Raw genomic sequence first — 16394 nt, 5'->3', positions numbered from 1 at the left:
CGATCCCTCGGAGTTCAGGTGACACATGGTTTAGAATTTGAAGAAATTTAAGAAACCGGCCGTCTTGTGTTTCACTTTTCCGCACATGTTTCCTTTGGCGGCGTGATGGTCGTTAGACGAGCTGTGCTTGCCGGCATGCTTTTTAGCATGTTTTTTGGCATGCTTTTTCGCCTTCTTCTTCTCTTTTTTGTCTTTCTTCTCTTGCTTCCAGTCAGCTTTTTCTTTTTCTTTCGACTCGGTCGGTTTGTCCGTCGAGGCATCTGCTTTCGGAGCTGAGACTGGCTTTGTGACAGGCTTTGTCGCCGTTTCTGTTACAGGCTTCGTCGTTGTCGTCGCAGCCGGTTTCGTTGCTGTCGTTGTAGTTGGCTTCGTTGCAGTCGTTGTAGTTGGCTTCGTTGCAGTCGTTGTAGCTGGCTTCGTCGTTGTCGTTTCAGCTGGCTTCGTCGTTGTCGTTGTAGCCGGTTTCGTTGCTGTCGTTGTAGTTGGCTTCGTTGCAGTCGTTGTAGCTGGCTTCGTCGTTGTCGTCGCAGCTGGCTTCGTCGTTGTCGTTTCAGCTGGCTTCGTCGTCGGTGCTACTGCGACCGGTGCCGGCGTCGTATCCTGTGTACGCGTCACGAGACCTGCGTTCCAGTTCACGTAAGCATCCGCTTCGTGGAAATGGATGAACCCAGAATCTTTGGCGAGCTTGTGGCTGTCCGCGCTAAGACGTGTCGAAATCGTGAGCGTCTTGACCGAATGCTTCGCGTCGACTGCTTGTAATTTCTTAATCATGTTTTGTGACCAAGCGTCGCTCTTGATCGTGTCGGCGTTGAAACTCTCCCACATGATGCCGTCAACGTAAGGTGCCGTTGACGTTTCTAACGTGTCAAAGCCCCAGTTTTGGACCATGGCGATCTCACCATAGCGGGCCCGTGCTTGCTTCAAGAAGTTGACGAGTCCGTCACGTTGCTGCTTGAGCACGGTCGGGTTATTCAAATGTTCGTTATCGATATCACCGACCGTATCCATGAACACGCCATCGATGCCTTTGGCGACGACTTGGTTCTGGATTTCCGTGAGGAGCAACCCTTGGAAGTGCGGTGAGGCGATGTTCGTCAAGTATGAATCCCATTCCGAGTAATGGACACGTTGTCCGTTACGCGTAAAGAAGTCACCTGACTGAAGTTTTGACATGAGACCTGTGTTCCATGTCGCGACTTCCATGACGCTAATATATCCGAGTACTTTTGTCCCGCGTGCTTTGATTTGCTCCACTTGCGCTTTCGTGTAATGAAGCGGTTCAATAATGACGAGGTCATAGTTTTGCATATCTTTCAAAATCGCTGCCGTTGGATGGCCATAATACACTTGATAGTTCTTCACACCGTCGAGTGGGTTCATGGTTTGTGCCCCCGTTTTAGACATGTTCAGACTAACAATCAACAACACTACCATTAGAGACATAATTAACTTTTTCAATTTCACTACCCATTCCTCTCCTGATGACTGACAAAACGTGGTGACGGACGATGATGGTTGAATGGAGTTGTGTCTCGTGGCTCCCCCTTTTCTTATATTCAAATGACGAGAAGGTTAGTGCTGTGTGTTTTATGGATGTATCGGATTCGTGTATGTAATGTTGAACCTTCGCAAAAAAAATTATAGGATAGTTTTTTACGAAAACATAGTGTCAATTTGAAAACAAAAACCCGTCTCACGACATGAAAGTGTCATGAAACGGGAAAAAAATAGTTTTTAGCTTATATGTAAGTGTCCAGTAATTCCTCTAATTCCAGTTGATCAATCAAATAAACCCGCTTCGTCTCGACGTCCATCAGTTGAAGGGTATCTTTCTCTTCCTCGATCCAAACGTCGAACCGTTGCTCGGTCAACTGCTCATATAACGCGAGCGTTCCCCGGCGTTCGCCCGTCGGTGCGGCAGTCGTCGTCTTCACGCGGGACAACAGTTCGAACAGTTCACGCGTATTCGGGCCACCAAGATGAGCCGTCTTCGTCTCCGTCTCGTATGTCGCCAAACGCATCGCATCTTTTTGCTCCGATGTGATCGTCAATTCACCGGCGCCTGGCCGTTGGACGGCCACCCATACCTCAATCACGGTATCATAACGAGTCGATAAGACGGCAGAGTCCTGCTCCGAGACGTCTTCGATCGGCTCATCTGCGAGCACGATTCGCTTCAAGAGCCGCCGTCCTTCGGCATCTAAATTAAAGACGGCTTCCATCGAGTCGATTTGCACGTACTCACCCGAAAGCGAACTAGGTAACACGGTTCGGTCCCGCGCCTGTTCTGTACCCATCTGGAGCGTAATCCGTTGATCGGCCAACTGGGTCAAGAACGCCACGCCTTCATTCTTACCGCTCTCGAAGACGAACAGTCCCGGCTCAATAAACTGTCCCGTCTCGGCACCGTCTTTATAGACGTGATAGGTGACATGAAGCGCGCCACGGTCCGGTGTGTGGTACCGGAATACCGAACCGGGAACAATCGTCTCATGCGTCTCGTTGACCGCGAAGGCGCGCGCCACGGTCGTGACGTCTGGTTCAGGAATGAACGATAGCGTGTTGCCGACATCGACCTCCCTCGGTTCTGACCCCGCCGCGGACTCGAACGCCTCAATGGCATCGGTACGGAAGACGCGCTCATTTTGTTCGTTGCTGTTCAAACAAGAGACGTAACGCTCGTCCCCGCTCCGCCAATATTTGACGGTCTTACTACCTAATTCGTCATAGAAGGGGTGGCGGAATGTGATAGCCGCCAATTCGGCCCGACGCGTCGGCAACACGTCTGTCGGTTGCCGCTCACAGTAATTCAACAATCGCGTCTTCAACGCAGACGTCAACGGAATGTCTCGGTCTTGTTGAATTGCATACGTCGACAGCGGTCGTAAATTGAGCGCATTGATTTCATTCGCTCCGCAGCCACTTAATAGTACGGCAGCCAAACTTATCAGACCAATTGCGTTTTTCATCCCGCCCCCTCCTTTCACATTTATTTGGATTGAATCGCCTAAATTTTTCTTTTTCACCTTATCATACAATAATAATTATTGACCTAGTTAGAAGATTAAACAAAAAATGCCACTTTCGTGGCATTTTTTTAGTCGTCGTCGCGCTCATCATCTTGATCATCGTCACGGTCGTCATCTTGGTCGTCATCATTTTGATTGTCGTTTTGATCATCTTGATTGTCTTGGTCATCCCGGTCATCGTCACGTTCAATCTCTTTCACTTGCTGTTGAAGGTTCAACTCGAGTTTGACACGGTCACCGGCTTTTGGCGCCTCGTCGTCAAGCTCGTAGCGGCTCGCGAGTTTAAACGTCTCTGACTCGCCGTCACGTTCGATTGTCACGTCACGGTCCGACAGGCTGACGAACGTGCCATAGATGTCGAAGTCGTCACTTTCACGGTCGACTTCCTTCACTTCCTCGTTTTGATTGAATTCCAATTTGACACGGTCCCCTGCTTTCGGTGTGTCGTCGTCAATCTCATGACGGGCCGCGAGCGGATACGTCGATTCTTTACCGCTGAAGCTGATCGTCACATCACGATCCGATAAGCTGACGAGGGTACCATACAATTTATAATCATCGTCATCGACCGAACGGACCGGCGTATCGTTCGATGCTGATCCTTCTGACGAAGTGGCTGCTTCTTGACTCGCATCATCTTGCGCATCGTCTGCGGCATCATCGGTTCCGCTGTTCACGCTATCGACCGCGCGTGGAACGATGACCGTGTCCGTCTTGTCGTTCGCGACATACAACCCGATTCCGGCGACGGCTAGTACCGCCAACCCGACTCCTAAAATCCATCCGATTAATTTCATGATGCTTCCTCCTCGTTTCATGTGGTGAACTTGTTCTACATCTTCATCATAGAACGGTGACCTTAGAGCACCACGAGGATTCCATTAGAAAATGATGAGAATCTGCGAAAGTTTTGTCATTTTGTGACGTAGAAGACGCTGCCGTCCGGCGCGTTCGCATAACTGCCGACCGTCCACCCGTTCAAGTCCGCCACTTCCTTGGCGATGGCGAGACCAAGTCCGCTGCCGCTCCGGTCCCGTGCCTCATCGAGTCGATAGAACCGGTCAAATAACCGTGCCCGGTCCTCCTCCTTGAGCGCCGTCCCATGGTCGCGTACTTCGATGCGGTCCGGCGTCATCGTCACGCGTGTGTCAGTCGCATACTTCAAGCTGTTATCGATGAAGATGACGACGAGCCGTTGCAACGAATCGCGATGACCGTGCCACTCCCCCATCGCCTCGATCGGAACATGGATACCGTGCGATCGTTCGAACCGTTCGGTCAATTGTTCGGCCAGCTCAGTCAATCCGATCGCCTCGGTCTCCACTTCTTTGAGCGAAGAGAATCGGCTCAGTTCGAGCATCGGTTCAATCAAGTCCTCGCGCATTTGCCGCGATTCGGTCAAAATGTGGTCGATGGCCTCGTCACGAACGGCCGGGTCGCTCTGTCCCCAGCGCCGGAGCAGTTTGGCGTACCCTTCGATGACGGTGAGCGGCGTCTTCAGTTCATGTGAAACATCGGCGACGAAGCGTCGCTGTTGCTCCATCGATCCTTCGACCCGGGCAATCATCTGGTTGAAGCCGGTCGCGAGCGTCGAGACCTCGTCTCGGTTCGTCCCGACATCGATTGTCTCGAGCGTACCCGACTCGGTGATCCGTTCCATCGTCGACTCGAGACGGCGGAGTGGATCGAGCCCTTGCCTGACGATCCATAGGCTACCGAGGAACGTCATCGCCACCGCAATCAAGAAGATGACGAGAAAAATCGTGGCGAGCGTCTGGAGCGTCTCGCTCACGGCCGCGTCTTGAAACGCGTAGCCGAGCCCGTTCGACGTCGCGATGACGAACCAATCATCGACGAGCGCCGGTTCTCCAAAGTTGACGGGAAAACGCAAACTCTCTTCGGCCTGTCCGCCGATGATGCCCCAATCGCCGTTCGCTTGCCGTTCGAGCACGACACTGTCCTCGTGCAACGACAAGACGGCTTGTTGGTTCCGCTCGTCTTCCTCGAGCAAGCTGAGTGCCTGGCGCAAGACATCATAGCGGGCGTCGACGATCTGTTGACGCGAGACGAGCCAGGCTACACCGAACGAGGTGATCAGGAGGAACAACATGAACCCCGCCATCGCCAAGGCAATCTTCGTCCGTAGCTTCATCTTATTCACCACGCTTCAACATATAGCCGACGCCTCGGACCGTCTGAATCCAAGAACCCCCGAGTTTCTTCCGGACATAGCGGACGTACACATCGACGACGTTCGTGTCCCCGTAATAATCGAAGCCCCAGACGTGCTCGACGAGTTGGTCGCGTGTGAGCACGCGTTCGGGATGTTCGAGCAGATAGACGAGCAAGTCGAACTCACGTCGGGTCAAGTCGACTTTTTGCCCCTCGCAGATCACTTCATGGCGATTGACGTCGACGGTCAGCCCTTCATAAGATAAAACCCGTTCGCTCGTATCGATTTGGACGTGTTGCCGCATCCGTAAGAACGCCCGAATCCGCGCGAGCAACTCTTCCATCTCGAACGGTTTCGTGATGTAATCGTCGGCCCCGAGGTCGAGACCGCTCACTTTGTCGTAGCGGTCCCCGCGTGCCGTCACCATCAATACCGGGAGGAGCGGTTGCTCTTCTTTGACGCGGCGCACGACTTCAAGTCCGCTCATCTGTGGCAGCATGACATCGAGCAACATCAGGTCAATCCCACCGGTGAGCGCCCGGTCGAGCCCAGCCTGCCCGTCATGGGCGACCTCGACTTCGTAACCGGCATGCATGAGTTCAAGTTCAAGTAATCTGGCAATTTTAGCATCGTCTTCAACGACGAGAATCGTAGGCATTCCATTCATCCTTTCTTAAAAAAAACGCCGAGCAGTCCGCCCGACGCATCATTCTAAGTGTTCCCGGATTCCTCAGTCAAAAAACGGACGAACTGCCTCTGGAATCGCTTGTTCGATGCGCAATTCGAGTGAATCGCCCATCCGGTCAAACGTCGTTTCAATCCCTTCCGCCTGAAACGCCAAATCAGTCCCGACTTGAGCGATTTGGTCGAGCCAGGCGTTACCGGTCAAGGTGAATAATAAGAACCCGGCGACACCTGCCGACATGAGTGTCAATGCGAGCGCACCGACGGCCACTCCTCGAATCAATCTTCCAATCTTTCCTCTGCTAGTTGAGCGCATATGTCCCTCTCCCTTATCCTTTTTCTTTACTGTACGGGAGCGAGCTGAGAAAGAGCGGTGAAATTGATTAGAATTTGATGAGAAAAAGGTCACAGCACGGCTGCGACCTCATTCTTCCTCGAGCACCGATTTGGCAATCGGGGCCCAATACGTCCCGTCCATGGCGGCGACTTCGGCGAGCGTCGTCCGGTATGTGTCGTCCCCGGCCTTCTTCTCGGCGATGCCTTTCATCCATAAGACGTCCGCCTTATATCCCGACTCTGGATACGTGTCGACATAGGCGGCATAATCGGCGATCTCTGCTTCGCCAAGCTTGTTGTCGACGAGCAACCGATAAAACCCGACGGCCTGTTCCTGACCGGCTTTCGCCTTGCCGATGAGGAGCGCATCGGCTTCCTCGTACTGTTTGTCCGAGACGAGCGTTTCGACTTCGCCGAGCGGGATGACTTCCGGTGCCTCAGGAGCTTCGGTCGTCTCGTCCTCGGTTTGGAGCGCCTTGTTCGCTTCCTCGAGTCGAGCAACTTCTTGCTCGAGCTCTTCTAACCGTTTCGCGAGCGCCTCGTCCTCCGTCACCGTTTCGACCCGTTCGTTTGATGCGGTCGGCGTCACGGGCGGCGGCTCCGAATCCGGCCAAAAGATGAGTGCGACCAGACCGAGACCAACGACGAGCGGTAGACCGAGCCACGATTTGTTCCATTTGAAGGCGTTACGCCAAGCCGACAAGTCCGCATGACCGGTGACAGCCGGCGAGAACGAACGAAAGCGGCGCTTGGCCGCCTTCTTTCCGTTCGCCTTCACTTCGAGCGCAAGCCCGAGCCGATGAAACGCCGCCGGCACTTTCATTCCGAGAAGCGGTACAATCCGTTCACTTGCCTCGATATAATACCCGTGGTCGAGTAGCGTCGTCACGACCCCGAACTCGTTCGCGACGAGGCGAAACGTCGGGTCATGCTCGCCTTTTCGGACGAGCCATTCCGTCATATCGATGAGCGGCAGTTCCGCAAGTTCCCGATCTGCGAGTGTCCGTACGTCCATTCGTCAGCCTCGTTCAGGATAGAGCGAGAACTTCGACGTCAACGCGCGGACTGCTTCGTGCGCTTCCGCGAGCACTGCTTCATCTTCATGGTTCGTCAAGACGCGTCCGATCAAGCGAGCGACTTCACGCATATCGTCTTCTTTCAATCCGCGCGTCGTCATCGCGGCCGTCCCGAGACGAATCCCGCTCGTGACGAACGGTGATGCCGGATCGAATGGAATCGTGTTCTTGTTGACCGTGATGCCGGCTGCGTCGAGCGCATGCTCGGCCGCTTTCCCGGTGATGTCGATGCCGCGGAGGTCGACGAGGAGAAGGTGGTTATCCGTACCGCCCGATACGATGCGGAGCCCTTCCTCTTCTAGCCCTTGCGCGAGCACCTGTGCATTCTTGATGACTTGTGCCTGATACTCTTTGAACTCAGGTTGGAGCGCTTCCCCGAACGCCACGGCCTTCGCCGCGATGACGTGCATGAGCGGACCACCTTGAATCCCTGGGAAAATCGACTTGTCGATCGCCTTGGCGAACTCTTCTTTACAGAGAATCATGCCGCCGCGTGGACCGCGAAGCGTCTTGTGCGTCGTCGTCGTCACGAAATGCGCGTGCTCGACCGGGTTCGGATGAAGACCGGCCGCGACGAGACCCGCGATGTGGGCCATGTCGACCATGAGGTAGGCATCGACGCTATCGGCGATTTCACGGAACTTAGCGAAGTCGATCGTCCGCGGGTACGCCGAGGCACCAGCGACGATGAGTTTTGGTTTATGTTCTTTCGCGAGGGCTGCGACAACGTCATAATCGATGTGTTCTGTCTCTTTGTCCACACCGTATTCGACGAAATTGTACTGAACGCCTGAGAAGTTGACCGGACTTCCGTGCGTCAAATGGCCACCGTGCGACAAGTTCATGCCGAGCACCGTGTCACCGGCTTCAAGGACTGTGAAATAAACGGCCATGTTCGCTTGGGCACCCGAGTGCGGCTGAACGTTGGCGTGTTCTGCACCGAACAGCTCCTTGGCGCGGTCGCGGGCCAAGTTCTCGGCCACGTCGACGAACTCACAACCACCGTAGTAACGACGGCCTGGATAACCTTCCGCGTACTTGTTCGTGAGCACGCCGCCTTGCGCTTCCATGACTGCTTCTGAGACAAAATTCTCCGAGGCAATGAGTTCGATGTTCTCGCGTTGGCGACCGAGCTCGTGTTGCATCGCTTCAAACAATTCCGCATCCTGTACTTTCAACTTCGTCGTGTTTACCATGTTGAAACCCCCTCTGAATGTCTAAAATCAACACCCCCATCGTAACATATGCTTCTTTTTTTGGGTATCGTCTAATCCACGGGCAAGTCGGGTATCATATGAAAGAAGACGATCAGAGGAGGCTACTTATGATTGAGACAAAACAAATTACCATCACCCCGTTCGAGCGCGAGCGGACGATTCGGATTTATACGCCGGCCGATTACGACACGACGGACAAACGTTATCCCGTGCTCTATATGCATGACGGACAGAACGTGTTCGCCGACGAGGAGGCGAGCTATAAGATGAGCTGGCGCGCCGGCGAGTATATGGACGCCTCGAAGCGCGACATCATCATCGTCGGCATCGACAGCGCCCCCGGTGAGATGCGGCTCGACGAGTACGGTCCGTGGGAGAACCCGTACATCGGCGAGAGCTTGCTCGGTCAAGACGTGACGCTCGGCGGACAAGGATCAGCCTACATTGAATACATCGCCCAAGAGTTGAAGCCGATGATTGACGCGAACTATCGGACGAAGCCGGACGAGACGGCGATGATGGGCAGCTCAATGGGCGGCTTGATTTCGATTTACGCCGCTTGCGTCTATCCCGACGTCTTCAAGCGCGTGGCTTCATTGTCCTCGGCGTTCTGGTTCAACCAGACCGAGCTCGAGCAATTGATTGACGCGAGTGATTTGAACGGCGTCGAACGTCTGTATATGGACGTCGGCCGCAAAGAAGTCGAACAGCCGTCAGCGGACGGTCCGACGAACGAGATGTATCTCGAGTCGAGCGAGCGTGTCTACGCCCTGCTGCGCGACAAGGTCGAACATATCCGCTTCGAGGTCATCGAGGAAGGTGTCCATAACGAGCTCGCTTGGCGCAATCGGTTCCCGATGGTCATCTCATATTTGTTCAGTGAAGAGTTATAACGCAAAAGAAAGCCGGTCGCGCAGACCGGCTTTCTTTATTTTGCTGGATAGTGGGCCCGTGGGCCGCCAATCAATTTCGGTCGCGTGATGGCGAACGTAACGTACGCCTCACCGAGCTGCTTCGCCGACAACCGGACCGGGATTGCGACCGGCTTCAAATGCATGCCGATCAGCGTCGATCCGATATCGATGCCGGCGTCCGCTTGAATCGCTTCGACGACGCACGGGGCGTCGAAACGCTCGTACGCCTTCTCGGCCATCGCCCCGCCCGCCGCGCGGACCGGGACGACCGTCACTTCCGTCAACCCGAACTGTTTCAAGGTCCGTCGCTCGATCGTAAGGGCGCGATTGATATGTTCGCACCCTTGAAAGGCGAGATGGACGCCGGTCTTGTCCCGAAACGCAAGGAACGCCTCGATCAAATCCGACGCCACATCAATCGAACCCGCTTTCCCGATCGTCTTGCCGACGACCTCGCTCGTCGAACAACCGATGACGAGCATCTTTTCCTCATCTAACGGAAACCGTTCATGCAACTCCGTCAATAAGTTCAAAAGCTCCGCCTTCATCGTCTTCACTTCGTTTCGTAAGCGCTCATCTTGTCGACACGGTTCGAGTGGCGTCCGCCTTCGAAGTCCGTATCGAGCCATGTCGCCACTAAGTCGAGTGCAAGACCCGGTCCGATGACGCGCTCGCCCATCGTCATGATGTTCGAATCGTTATGTTGACGCGTCGCTTTCGCGCTGAACGAGTCGTGCACGAGTGCCGCCCGGATGCCTTTCACTTTGTTGGCGGCAATGCCGATGCCGATTCCAGTCCCGCAAATCAAAATGCCACGGTCGAACTCGCCGGCCGCGACTGCTTCGGCGACTGGAATAGCTACGTCCGGATAATCGATTGACTCGGCCGAGTGTGTCCCGAAGTCCTTATACTCGTGTCCAAGCTCTTCCAATAATCCGATGATGTCTTTCTTCAAATTGAATCCGCCATGATCGGCGCCGATTGCGATTTTCATTCCGTCATTCCCCCGTCTTCTTTGGTAGGCGTCTCGGTGGTTTCGTCACCTTTGACCCGTCATTCGTCAATTTTAGCACAAGTCGATTCACGAGTGGTTCGAGTTCGTTTCGGACTTGGCGGTAGACGTTCATCGACCCTCCGAACGGGTCGTTAATATCGCGCTCGAGTCCCGTGACGAACTCATATAATGTGAATGTGCGATCGGTCAAATCCGGATACGTGTCCCGAATCTGTTCACGATGCGCCCGTGTCATCGTCAAGATGACGTCCGACCAGCGTCCGAGGACGTCGTCAAACGTTTGCGTCACGTGCTCGAGCTCAATTCCTCGTTCACGCAACACTTGGAGTGCATTTTCTGATGCGTCAAACCCTTGCATCGTCCGAAGCCCGGCTGAACGAATATCGAACTCGTCCCCCGTCACTTTCGAACGGAGCAGGGCCATCGCCATCGGGCTTCGGCATGTGTTCCCACTACATATGAATAATACGCGTTTCATCGACATCGCGTGATCCTCCTCTATGTCCTTAAGCCTCTTCCTATGGACGGATGACTTTACCGCCAGCCGCCTTGTAGAGGCGGTTATAAACGGCAAGAGCGACTCCCGTCGGTTCAATCCGATTCACGTAAATCTCTTCTACATCCGTCTCATCAAATTTACGCAACGCCTCGTATAGACGCTGGGCCGCCGTCTCCATCGAAGTGCCGAGAGAGAGGGTGACGTCAGCCGGGGTCGTCGCTTCATCGAACACGAGTGCGCCAACTCGCTTGCCCGCTTCCTGCCGCGCCATGACGACACGGACGAGGTCTTCACGTCCCCCTTCGACTAAATACAGGGGTGCGCTCGGGGCGTAATGGGTGTACTTCATTCCTGGTGATCGTGGCGCAGCTGTTTCATCGCTCAAGTTGGCATCGAGAATGACCGGGCCAATAACCGCTTCAATCGCTTCTTTCGTCACGCCGCCCGGACGTAAAATCGTCGCCGGTTCTGCCGTGCAATCGATTACGGTCGACTCGACGCCGATGCCTGTCGGTCCCCCATCCATAATACCCGCGATCCGACCGGTCAAATCATCTGCAACGTGCCGGGCCGACGTCGGTGATGGACGTCCCGAACGGTTCGCACTTGGTGCTGCCAGTCCAAGACCGGACGTGCGGATCAAGTCAAGTGCGGCCGGATGGTCCGGCATCCGCAATCCAATCGAATCCAGACCAGCCGTCACGAGTGACGATGCCCGACCGTTCGACGGTAAGATGATGGTCAAGGCACCGGGCCAAAACGCTTCCATCAAGCGTCTCGCGACCGGCGGGATGGTTTGCGCGAAATGTTCGGCCTGTTCGACCGTAGCGACGTGGACGATGAGCGGGTTATCCGACGGTCTTCCTTTCGCCTCAAAAATCTTTTTGATGGCGACATCGTTCGTCGCATCTCCGGCGAGTCCGTAGACAGTCTCCGTCGGGATGGCAATCACCTCGCCAGCCTTCAAGAGACGTACCCCTTCCTCAACTTCTGTCGGCTTGATCCATTTCGTTTCCATGCGCAATCCCTTCCCTTACGGCGTAGACGATTCGGTCTTTGCCGTTTATATCTTTTAAAATACCCGTTTCTGCTTCAGGATAACGTTCGGACAGGTACGATTTCACAACTTGTCCTTGATTATACCCGATTTCAAATGCAATCAATTGCCAATCGGCACACAGGACGCGCATCGAGTCGGCAATAATCGTTCGATAAAAGTCGAGCCCGTCCGCTCCGCCGAACAAGGCGAGGTGTGGCTCATAGCCCGCAACCGTCTCATCGAGCAGTTCGTCCGCTTCGATATAAGGTGGATTCGAGACGAGAATACGAATCGAGTCGTCGGCAATCGGCGCGAGGCAATCTCCTTCATAGAAAGACACATCCGCCCCGAGCGCGGCTGCATTACGCTCGGCGACAGCGATTGCTTCCCGGGAAATATCGACCGTTTTGACACGGACACCGAGCTCGAGACTGAGTGTGATGGCGATTGCGCCGCTGCCCGTTCCAATATCGACGATGTCATCGTCGGAGACATTATGCACATGCTCGACGACCCATTCAATCAATTCTTCCGTTTCCGGACGCGGAATCAAGACGTCACGATTGACCTCGAACATCCGTCCATAAAACGGGGCATGACCAATCAAGTGTTGGACCGGCTCGCCTGCCAAGAGACGCTCGAACCCGGCGTCAAACGACTTCGCCTCGTCCGTCGTCAATTCATCGGACAAACGGATGAGCAGTCCCGTCCGATCGACGTCAAGGACGTGCATGAGCCACCACTCCGCCATCGAGGCATCACGATTAGCGGCCTCGAGCTCCCGTTCCGCTTGTTTCAGCTTCGCCGCGATTCGCATCAATCGACATCCTCCATCAGACGGGCCTGTTCGTCCATGACGAGGGCGTCGATGATATCTTCAAGTTCCCCCGCGAGGACGCGGTCAAGCTTTTGGAGCGTCAGCCCGATGCGGTGATCGGTCACACGGCTCTGCGGAAAGTTATATGTCCGAATCCGCTCCGAGCGGTCTCCCGTCCCGACGGCCGACTTGCGTTGTGCCGACAGTTCTTGAAGGTGTTCACTCTGCATCTTGTCATACAGGCGGGCCCGGAGCACTTTAAGTGCCTTATCTTTGTTTTTATGTTGTGACTTCTCGTCTTGACACGAGACGACGAGCCCCGATGGGATGTGCGTCAAGCGCACGGCCGATTGGGTCGTGTTGACCGACTGGCCGCCCGGTCCCGATGATGTGAACGTGTCGACACGGACGTCTTTCATATCGATGTGCACTTCGACGTCCTCTGCTTCCGGCAACACGGCGACGGTCGCCGTCGATGTATGGATGCGTCCACCCGACTCGGTCGATGGGACACGTTGGACCCGATGCGCCCCGTTCTCAAACTTTAGTTTCGAATAAGCACCCGTCCCGTTGATGAGGAACGTCACTTCTTTGAAACCGCCGAGTTCCGTGTAGTTGGCGTCAATCAACTCTGCCTTCCAGTTCTGGCGCTCGGCGAAGCGCGTGTACATTTTGTATAGGTCGACTGCGAACAGTGCCGCCTCGTCACCTCCGGCTGCCCCGCGAATCTCGACGATGACGTTCTTGTCGTCGTTCGGGTCTTTCGGTAACAGCAAAACACGTAATTTCGCCTCGAGCGCCTTCACTTCCGGCTCAAGGAGTGACATCTCTTCTTTGGCGAGCTCGCGCATGTCAGGATCAAGCGTGCGGTCCTCGAGCATCGCTTTTGCTTCTTTATACGCCGTGCTCGTCTCTTTATAGTAACGGTACGCCTGCACCGTTTCTTCGAGCTGCGACTGCTCTTTTGAATATTGTCGTAATTTATTCGCATCGCTGAGCACTTCAGGGTCAGCGAGCATCTCATTTAATTGCATATAGCGTTCTTCTAATACGCTCAAACGGTCAAACATGATGATCCGTCCTTTCTCCGTCAAATCGAACTGTCTTCATTATAGCAAAAAACGAACCGCCAAGGGCGGTCCGTTGACGTCAGTCGGCCACTGTATGGCGGACTGGCCGTGGTTTATTAGGGACGTCATGGCAATGACGACAACGCGGTTCGTACGACTCGGAAGCGCCGACCAAGATGATCGGGTCCTCGAAACGGGCAGGCTCTCCGTCAATCAATCGTTGCGTCCGAGAAGCTGGCGCCCCGCATGATAGACAGATGGCCTGCAGCTTCGTGACGAACTCTGCACGCGACAACAGCTCTGGCATCATCGTGAACGGCTCACCTCGGAAGTCCATATCGAGGCCTGCGCAGATGACACGTTTGTCTTCTGACGCCAATTGCTCGATGACGTCGACGATCCCTTCGTCGAAAAACTGAACCTCGTCGATGGCGATGACTTGCGTCTCTTCACGCACCGCATCGTATAAATCTTGACTCGATTGAATCGGCACAGCCACGACTGAGTTGCCGCTGTGGGAGACGACGTTCTCTTCATGATACCGGTCGTCAATTGCCGGTTTGAACACTTGGACAGGGATTTTCCCGTAGTGCGCCCGACGGACACGGCGGATCAGTTCCTCCGATTTCCCAGAAAACATACTCCCACAAATCACTTCTATCCAACCGTAACGGTTCGTCACATGCATCATTCTACTTCGCCCTCTCCTTGGTTAATCGCTTCCCGATTATACCCATCTTTTTCTTGAAGAAAAAGGGTTGACTTCTATCTAGAAAAAATAAAAACCGCCAAGGGCAATCCCTAGGCGGTGTGCATACAAGTTGACGATTAACGTTGGTACTTCTTGTTGAAGCGCTCGATACGACCGTCCGCAGATGCGAATTTCTGGCGACCTGTGTAGAACGGGTGCGAATCAGAAGATACATCGACACGGATGAGTGGGTATTCGTTACCATCTTCCATCGTGATTGTCTCGTTAGAGTAACGAGTCGAACCAGAGATGAATTTGAACTCAGTCGTCGAGTCCATGAATACGACTTTACGGTATTCTGGGTGGATTCCTTGTTTCATTGCTTTTCAACTCCTTCTGCCCTAAGTATTCTTTCAACCTAGAGAAAGTTCACTAGAATATAATAGCACCCGGTTCAAGGATTTACAAGTCCGTTTTCGTTTTTTTCACCGGGCGTCGACTCTTTTTCTTATCGGCTTCAAGCGCCGCAAAAAAGTCGAGGTTCGTTTTCGTTTCGCGGACCCGGCGCAAGAACTGATCGACGAAGTCTGGCGACTCGTTCATCGTGCGACGAATCGTCCAAAGCGAGTCGAGTTCGCCTTTGCCGAGCAGCAATTCTTCCTTGCGCGTTCCCGAACGACGAATGTCGATGGCCGGGAAAATCCGACGTTCCGCCAGTTTGCGGTCGAGGTGCAGCTCCATGTTGCCCGTTCCTTTGAATTCTTCATAGATGACGTCATCCATGCGCGAACCCGTATCGACGAGTGCCGTGCCGAGAATCGTCAAACTGCCACCGTCCTCGATATTACGGGCCGCCCCGAAGAACTTCTTCGGTTTATGGAACGCGGCCGGGTCAATCCCGCCGGAGAGCGTCCGGCCGCTCGGCGGGACGGACAAGTTGTACGCCCGCGTCAGACGCGTGATCGAGTCGAGCAAGATGACCACGTCTTTCTTATGTTCGACGAGGCGCATCGCCCGTTCGAGAACGAGCTCCGAGATGCGAGCATGGTTCTCCGGTGTCTCGTCAAACGTCGAGTAGGCGACGTCTGCGCCAGGCACCGAACGTTGGATATCCGTCACTTCTTCCGGCCGCTCATCAATCAACAGAATAATCAACTCGACGTTCGGATGGTTCGTCGTGATCGAATTGGCAATCTCTTTTAAGAGGGACGTCTTCCCTGCCTTCGGCGGCGCGACAATCAATCCTCGCTGCCCGAAGCCGACGGGAGCAATCATGTCCATGACGCGGACCGACAAATGGTTCGGCTCCGTCTCGAGAACCATCTGTTGTTCCGGATAAATCGGAGTGAGCGCCGGGAAGTAGTCTCGGTTGCGCGTCGAGTCCGTCGTCTCGCCGTTGACCGCCTCGACGCTGAGAAGCCCTTGGAACCGTTCATTCTCTTTCGGCTTCCGGACTTTCCCCGTCACGAGGTCGCCGTTGCGGAGATTGAAGCGGCGGATTTGCGACGCCGCGATATAAATGTCTTCAGACGATTGCGAGTAATTGATGGGGCGTAGGAAGCCAAAACCGCCATCGTTTTGCGACTGTGGGTTAGGCGGAATAATCTCTAGGATTCCTTCGAGGAAATAAAGATCTTTTGATTCTGCCTGTGATTTCAATATCCGGAACATGAGCTCACGTTTACGTGCCTCTCGATATTGAGGCACGTTCACTTCTTTCGCAATCTCATATAACTCTTTCAACGTCTTCGTCTCGAGTTCCCGAAGCGTGTAGTTTTTAGCCGGTTCAGTCGTTTGACTCATTCAAGTCACCTGTCTTTCATGATTCTATATT

18 protein-coding genes are annotated in these 16394 nt (G+C 54.3%); 1 reads left to right on the top strand and 17 read right to left on the bottom strand.

The annotated features are described in order from the left end of the window. Window positions 1–30: 30 nt before the first annotated feature. The 8 genes from KNP72_RS12510 to glyA all read right to left on the bottom strand — a co-directional run bounded on the left by KNP72_RS12510 (window position 31) and on the right by glyA (window position 8494). A complete protein-coding gene (locus KNP72_RS12510; RefSeq protein WP_214833664.1) occupies window positions 31–1380 on the bottom strand; it encodes a glycoside hydrolase family 191 protein in 1350 nt (449 codons plus the stop codon). Window positions 1381–1739: 359 nt separating this feature from the next. Further along, window positions 1740–2969: a hypothetical protein gene (locus KNP72_RS12505; RefSeq protein ID WP_214833661.1), complete on the bottom strand. Its 1230-nt coding sequence runs from the start codon at window positions 2967–2969 to the stop codon at window positions 1740–1742. A 128-nt stretch (window positions 2970–3097) separates the two neighbouring features. Continuing rightward, entirely contained in the window at window positions 3098–3826 is a 729-nt protein-coding gene (locus KNP72_RS12500; RefSeq protein WP_251129001.1) for a hypothetical protein, read from the bottom strand. 116 nt (window positions 3827–3942) lie between these two features. After that, on the bottom strand, window positions 3943–5181 hold the full coding sequence (locus tag KNP72_RS12495) for a sensor histidine kinase (protein WP_214719340.1): 1239 nt from the start codon (window positions 5179–5181) through the stop codon (window positions 3943–3945). 1 nt (window position 5182) lies between these two features. Then, window positions 5183–5860, bottom strand: coding sequence for a response regulator transcription factor (locus KNP72_RS12490; protein ID WP_214719339.1), 678 nt, complete (start codon window positions 5858–5860; stop codon window positions 5183–5185). A 72-nt stretch (window positions 5861–5932) separates the two neighbouring features. After that, a complete protein-coding gene (locus KNP72_RS12485; protein WP_214719338.1) occupies window positions 5933–6202 on the bottom strand; it encodes a hypothetical protein in 270 nt (89 codons plus the stop codon). 108 nt (window positions 6203–6310) lie between these two features. Then, the gene (locus KNP72_RS12480; protein ID WP_214719337.1) at window positions 6311–7237 is read right to left on the bottom strand and encodes a hypothetical protein; all 927 of its coding nucleotides are present in this window, start codon (window positions 7235–7237) and stop codon (window positions 6311–6313) included. A 3-nt stretch (window positions 7238–7240) separates the two neighbouring features. Next, complete coding sequence (glyA, locus tag KNP72_RS12475; RefSeq protein ID WP_058764822.1) at window positions 7241–8494, bottom strand: serine hydroxymethyltransferase; 1254 nt, start codon at window positions 8492–8494, stop codon at window positions 7241–7243. 128 nt (window positions 8495–8622) lie between these two features. Between glyA and KNP72_RS12470 the strand changes: the two genes are divergently transcribed. After that, the gene (locus KNP72_RS12470) at window positions 8623–9408 is read left to right on the top strand and encodes an alpha/beta hydrolase (RefSeq protein WP_214833658.1); all 786 of its coding nucleotides are present in this window, start codon (window positions 8623–8625) and stop codon (window positions 9406–9408) included. Window positions 9409–9443: 35 nt separating this feature from the next. Here KNP72_RS12470 and KNP72_RS12465 read toward each other — a convergent pair whose 3' ends face one another. The 9 genes from KNP72_RS12465 to rho all read right to left on the bottom strand — a co-directional run bounded on the left by KNP72_RS12465 (window position 9444) and on the right by rho (window position 16363). Next, window positions 9444–9986, bottom strand: a complete 543-nt coding sequence (locus KNP72_RS12465; RefSeq protein WP_214833655.1) for a TIGR01440 family protein — start codon at window positions 9984–9986, stop codon at window positions 9444–9446. Beyond that, entirely contained in the window at window positions 9983–10423 is a 441-nt protein-coding gene (gene rpiB, locus KNP72_RS12460; protein WP_021066115.1) for a ribose 5-phosphate isomerase B, read from the bottom strand. The genes KNP72_RS12465 and rpiB overlap by 4 nt, the downstream gene beginning before the upstream one ends. 4 nt (window positions 10424–10427) lie before the next feature. Next, window positions 10428–10922: a low molecular weight protein arginine phosphatase gene (locus KNP72_RS12455; RefSeq protein WP_251128999.1), complete on the bottom strand. Its 495-nt coding sequence runs from the start codon at window positions 10920–10922 to the stop codon at window positions 10428–10430. Window positions 10923–10962: 40 nt separating this feature from the next. Further along, complete coding sequence (locus KNP72_RS12450) at window positions 10963–11961, bottom strand: L-threonylcarbamoyladenylate synthase (RefSeq protein WP_021066113.1); 999 nt, start codon at window positions 11959–11961, stop codon at window positions 10963–10965. Continuing rightward, window positions 11927–12799 carry a peptide chain release factor N(5)-glutamine methyltransferase gene (gene prmC, locus KNP72_RS12445; protein WP_214719386.1) on the bottom strand — a complete coding sequence of 291 codons (873 nt, stop codon included), beginning with the start codon at window positions 12797–12799 and terminating at the stop codon, window positions 11927–11929. The genes KNP72_RS12450 and prmC overlap by 35 nt, the downstream gene beginning before the upstream one ends. Continuing rightward, window positions 12799–13869, bottom strand: coding sequence for a peptide chain release factor 1 (gene prfA, locus KNP72_RS12440; protein WP_214833652.1), 1071 nt, complete (start codon window positions 13867–13869; stop codon window positions 12799–12801). The genes prmC and prfA overlap by 1 nt, the downstream gene beginning before the upstream one ends. Before the next feature lie 79 nt (window positions 13870–13948). Further along, complete coding sequence (locus KNP72_RS12435; protein WP_214719325.1) at window positions 13949–14560, bottom strand: thymidine kinase; 612 nt, start codon at window positions 14558–14560, stop codon at window positions 13949–13951. A 137-nt stretch (window positions 14561–14697) separates the two neighbouring features. Beyond that, on the bottom strand, window positions 14698–14940 hold the full coding sequence (locus KNP72_RS12430; RefSeq protein WP_021066109.1) for a type B 50S ribosomal protein L31: 243 nt from the start codon (window positions 14938–14940) through the stop codon (window positions 14698–14700). A gap of 82 nt (window positions 14941–15022) precedes the next feature. Further along, complete coding sequence (rho, locus tag KNP72_RS12425) at window positions 15023–16363, bottom strand: transcription termination factor Rho (RefSeq protein WP_021066108.1); 1341 nt, start codon at window positions 16361–16363, stop codon at window positions 15023–15025. Window positions 16364–16394 lie beyond the last annotated feature (31 nt).

The sequence above is a fragment of the Exiguobacterium sp. s152 genome (assembly GCF_018618335.1).
Taxonomy (GTDB): domain Bacteria; phylum Bacillota; class Bacilli; order Exiguobacteriales; family Exiguobacteriaceae; genus Exiguobacterium; species Exiguobacterium chiriqhucha.
The sequence above is the reverse complement of the archived record's forward strand: the minus strand, read 5'-3'. Positions and strand labels throughout refer to the sequence as shown.